Below are 4508 nucleotides of genomic sequence, written 5' to 3' on the forward strand. Positions count from 1 at the left end.
GCATCGCCGACGTGCTGCGCGCGCTGGCGTTGCAGCCGCCCCCCAACGTCACCGATGGCGGCTGGCTGCAGGCACTGCCCGAGCTGCTGCGCGCCGGCCGCCTCGGGCGCCGCCTGCATGCGCTGGATGCGGAGCTGCGCCAGGACCTGCTGGACCTGTTCACCATCTCCGCCGCCGAGTATCTGCAGCGCTGGTTCGAGAGCGACGCGGCGCAGGCGCTGTTCGGTTTCGACGGCATCGTCGGCAACTACGCCAGCCCGTACACGCCGGGATCGGCCTACGTGCTGCTGCACCACGTGTTCGGCGAGAGCAACGGGGTCAAGGGCGCCTGGGGCCATGCGCTGGGCGGCATGGGCGCGATCACCCAGGCCATGGCCCGTGCGGCCACTGCGGCCGGTGCACGCATCCGCACCGATGCGGGCGTGCGCGAGATCCTTGTCGAGGGAGGACGCGCGGTCGGCGTGGTCACCGAGCAGGGCGAGCGCCTCCGGGCGCGGCACGTGGTCGCCAACGTCAATCCCAAGCTGCTGTACGAACGCCTGCTCGATCCGGCGCACGTGCCGGCCGCCACCCGCGAGCGCATGGCGCACTGGCGCTGCGGTTCCGGCACGTTCCGCATGAACGTGGCGCTGTCGCGGCTGCCCAGTTTCAGCGCGCTGCCGGGGCCGGGCGACCATCTCACCGCCGGCATCGTGCTGGCGCCAAGCCTGGACTACATGGACCGCGCCTACCACGACGCGCGCCGGCACGGCTGGTCGCGCGAACCGATCGTCGAACTGCTGATTCCCAGCACCCTGGACGATGGCCTGGCGCCGCCCGGCCAGCACGTGGCCAGCCTGTTCTGCCAGCACGTCGCGCCGCAGTTGCCGGACGGGCGCAGCTGGGACGCGCACCGCGAGGAGGTCGCCGACCTGATGATCGCCACCGTCGAGCGCTACGCGCCGGGCTTCGCCGCCTCGGTGCTGGGCCGGCAGGTGCTGAGCCCGCTGGACCTGGAGCGCACCTTCGGGTTGATCGGCGGCGACATCTTCCACGGCGCGCTGAGCCTCAACCAGTTGTTCAGCGCCCGGCCGATGCTCGGCCAGGCGGCGTACCGCGGTGCGATTCCCGGCCTGTTCCTGTGCGGCTCCGGCACCCATCCCGGCGGCGGCGTGACCGGCGCGCCCGGCCACAATGCGGCGATGGCGCTGTTGCGGCGTTAGGGTCGGTCGAGGCGCCAAGCTGGCTACTGGCGGATAGATATTCGTGCGGGGCGTAGGCCGGGCAGGGGGCAGCGGTGAGCCTGATGGCAGCTGATCGCTGGATCGGCAGGCGCCGCATGCGCGCACGGCCGGCGCGATGACCTGATCTGCCGACGCTTGCCGTGGTCCTGGTTTTCTTCACGAAGGCGGTCTATGCCACGGGAGTCGGTCGAGCACGTCGGCTACATCGTGATCTTTTTCGATCGCGGCTTGGCCGGCGCCTGAACAACAACCTGTTTCCGTCAGTGCTGGACGAAGCCTTCAGAACTACATCGTCCGTCGACTCACGACGACAACACCATGCGCGGATGCACTTTCCTGTCTCTTGACCACGCTGTTTCAAACAAAAAAGGGGCGGCCAATGGCCGCCCCTTCGATTGCTGCAAAAACGACTGTTTAGAACTTGTACTGCACGCGGGCGAAGACCGTGCGGCCGTACCAGTCGTACTGCGATGCGTACAGCGGCGTGTTGCCGTAGCGCGTGCCGGCGCCGGTGGAGATTAGGTCCGGCGCCTTGTCGAACAGGTTACGCACGCCGACCATGATGCCCCAGTCGCCCTGTTCGTAGGCAACGGACGCATTGTGCAGGACCTGCCAGCCGGCCTTGATATCGCGCGTCGCATCCGGGTAACCCTGGTAGGTGAAGGTCGGATCCAGATCGCGATTGTGCGTGCTGCTGACGTAGCTGGCCTGGTAGCTGAAGGTCCAGTCGCCACGCTTCAGGTCCGCCGACAACAGGCCGACCGTCTTCGGACGGCCGATGTAGCCGACCTGGTCGCTGTTGGTGAGGCCGCTCTCCGCCGCACTGTCGAACAGCTGTAGCACGTCTTCCATCGTGTACGTGACCTGGGCCTCCAGCGATAGCTTGCCGAAGGAAAAGTCATTGTCGTAATTCATCTGCAAGTCGTAACCGCGGGTGCGCTCGCGGTTGATGTTGATGTACTTGTTGTAGATGGTGGTGATGTTGTTCGGCGCGGCTGGATCGGTCGGGCTATTACGGATGAATTGATCGCAGAACCTGTTCGGATACACCGCCGAGCCGTAGCAGCCGTTGATGATGTCCGACTCGTTCAGCTGCGCGATTTCGCCGCGGATATTGTAGTCGAAGTAATCGAGCGCCACGCTCAGGTTGGCGAACTCGGGCGTCCACACCAGGCCGAGCGTCTTGGCCTTGGAGGTTTCCGGCTTCAGCGCGCCCTTGCCCCCCCCGCTGTAGACGATCGCCGATGAGCCGCCGCCCGCATAGTCCGCGGGAATGCCGGCCGCGCCACAGTTCTGCCGGAGGAAGGTGTTGCTGCTTTCACCCCACAGGATGCAAGGATCGATTGCCGTCTGTGAAAGGAAGCCGCTCTGGTTGCCAAGATACAGCTCGTAAAGGCCCGGCGCGCGATACGAGGTGCCGATGCTGCCGCGCACGCGCACGGACGGGACGATCTGCCAGTTCAGGCCGGCCTTCCACACCTCGTCCGAATCGGCGACCGAGTTGTACTTGAACGCGCGGCCGGACAGGTTGACTGACAACGATTCGATGCCCGGCTTGTTCTTGAGCAGCGGCACGTCGAACTCCACGAAGGCTTCTCGGACATTGTCCGTACCCTTCGTGTCCCCCGCCGAAGTTGAACTCCAAACATCGCCCGCCTTGGTCAGCGCATCGGGTTCGTCATCGATTTTGGTATGGCGATACTCGACGCCGAATGCAGCACCGACATCGCCCGCGGGAAGCGCGAACAGGTTGCCTGTGACCACTGCGTTGACCACGGCCTGGTCGTAGGTGGTGTTGCCCTTCGTGTTGACCCCGATGGCATTCTCCAGTTCGCGCATGCGCGCGCCGTTGAGGAAGCCCGGATCGAAGTAGTTCACCGGTGCGTCACCGCTGTTGTCGTAACCTAGGTCACCCGTACGGGAAGTCTGGATCGCGTTGCTCTCGTAGTCACCGTCGGACCGCGAGTAGCTGGCGTTGACCTCCCAGGTCCAGCTGTCGCTTCCCTTGAAGGCGCCGTCCAGCTTAGTGCTGCCATAGAAGTAATCGACGGTGATCTTCTGGTCGCTCCGATACGGCATGATCGGCTGGTAAAACTTACCGTTGGCCTGGTTGGCAACGACCGGGAAGAACTGCCGGTAGCTGTGCGTGCGAGTCTCGCGGCGGTTGTACAACCACTGCGTCTTCCAGTTGAAGCTGTCGAAGCCGAAGTCGCTGGCGCCGTACAGGCTGATGCGCTCGCGCTGGTTGATGGCTTGCGTGGTGTTGTAGAACGGGAAGTTCAGCACGTCCTCATAGTAGGCCTGCGGCGAGTTGGCGTAGGTCCTGCTGGGACGCGGGCGCGGCCGGTAGCCCGGGAACGGACCCACGGTGCTGCCGTCCGGCGACGGCACGTAGCGGACACTCGGGTTGAAGTAGTCGATGATGGTATTGGCGTAGAGGTTGCCGGACGAGCACCCACCCAGGTTGGTGCCGCCGATGATCGAACGGTCCTGACGGTCGATGCGCTTGCCGTCTGTGCCCCAGATGCGGTCTTGGGCGCAGCGCAGGAAGTCGCGATCACCGAACTCCAGCGCGTTCAGCCGATCCCATTGCACGGCACCGACGATGCTGCCGTCGCTGAAGCTTTTGCCGGCAGCGAACGAAGCGGAGAACTGCTCGCCTCCGCCATGCTGTGGCACGCTCATGGTGTAGTCCATGATCGGCTTGTCGATGCTCTTGCGGGTGATCAGATTGACCACGCCGGCGACTGCATCGGAGCCATAGATGGACGATGAGCCGTCCTTGACGATTTCGATGCGCTGAAGGATGACCTTGGGGATAACGTTCAGGTCGAATGAGCCGACCTGTCCTCGCGTTCCCGCCGGACCGGGGCGCTGACCATCGAGCAGGATCAGTGTGCGGTTCGCGCCGAGGCCGCGTAGCGACACGGTCTGCACGCCGGTGCCGCCTTCGACGACGAATCCGCCAAACTGGTTGTTGATCTGTGTGGAACTGGCAGCGGCAGCCGAGGTCTGCAGGAAGTCGGCAACGTCGAACTTGCCGGCTGAAATGCTCTTGTCGATCGAGATCACCTGGACCGGCGAAGCGGTTTCGTACTCGGGGCGCTTGAGCAGCGATCCTGTCACAGAAACAGCATCGAGATCCTTGGTCTTGGCTGCCTCCTTGGAAGTGGCCTTTGCCTGGTCGTCGGATCCAGCCTGACCATTGGCCAGAGTGTCCTGCGCAAAGGCGGGCGCGGCTTGCAGCGCCGCGATCACGGCAATTGCCAGCGGCAGGCGCCGCAA

Annotated in this window: 2 protein-coding genes; one reads left to right on the forward strand and one right to left on the reverse strand. The window is 64.7% G+C overall.

Annotation, left to right across the window (positions count from 1 at the left end; translation table 11 throughout):
• The coding region (locus tag D588_RS0120620; protein ID WP_017917346.1) for an NAD(P)/FAD-dependent oxidoreductase at positions 1 to 1202 on the forward strand (1202 nt) is incomplete at its 5' end.
• 435 nt (positions 1203 to 1637) lie between these two features.
• Here the strand turns inward: D588_RS0120620 and D588_RS0120625 are convergent.
• Positions 1638 to 4508, reverse strand: a 2871-nt coding sequence (locus D588_RS0120625; protein WP_232764341.1) for a TonB-dependent receptor, incomplete at its 5' end; no start/stop codon positions are given.

Source organism: Xanthomonas sp. SHU 308, assembly GCF_000364645.1.
Classification (GTDB): Bacteria; Pseudomonadota; Gammaproteobacteria; order Xanthomonadales; family Xanthomonadaceae; genus Xanthomonas_A; species Xanthomonas_A sontii.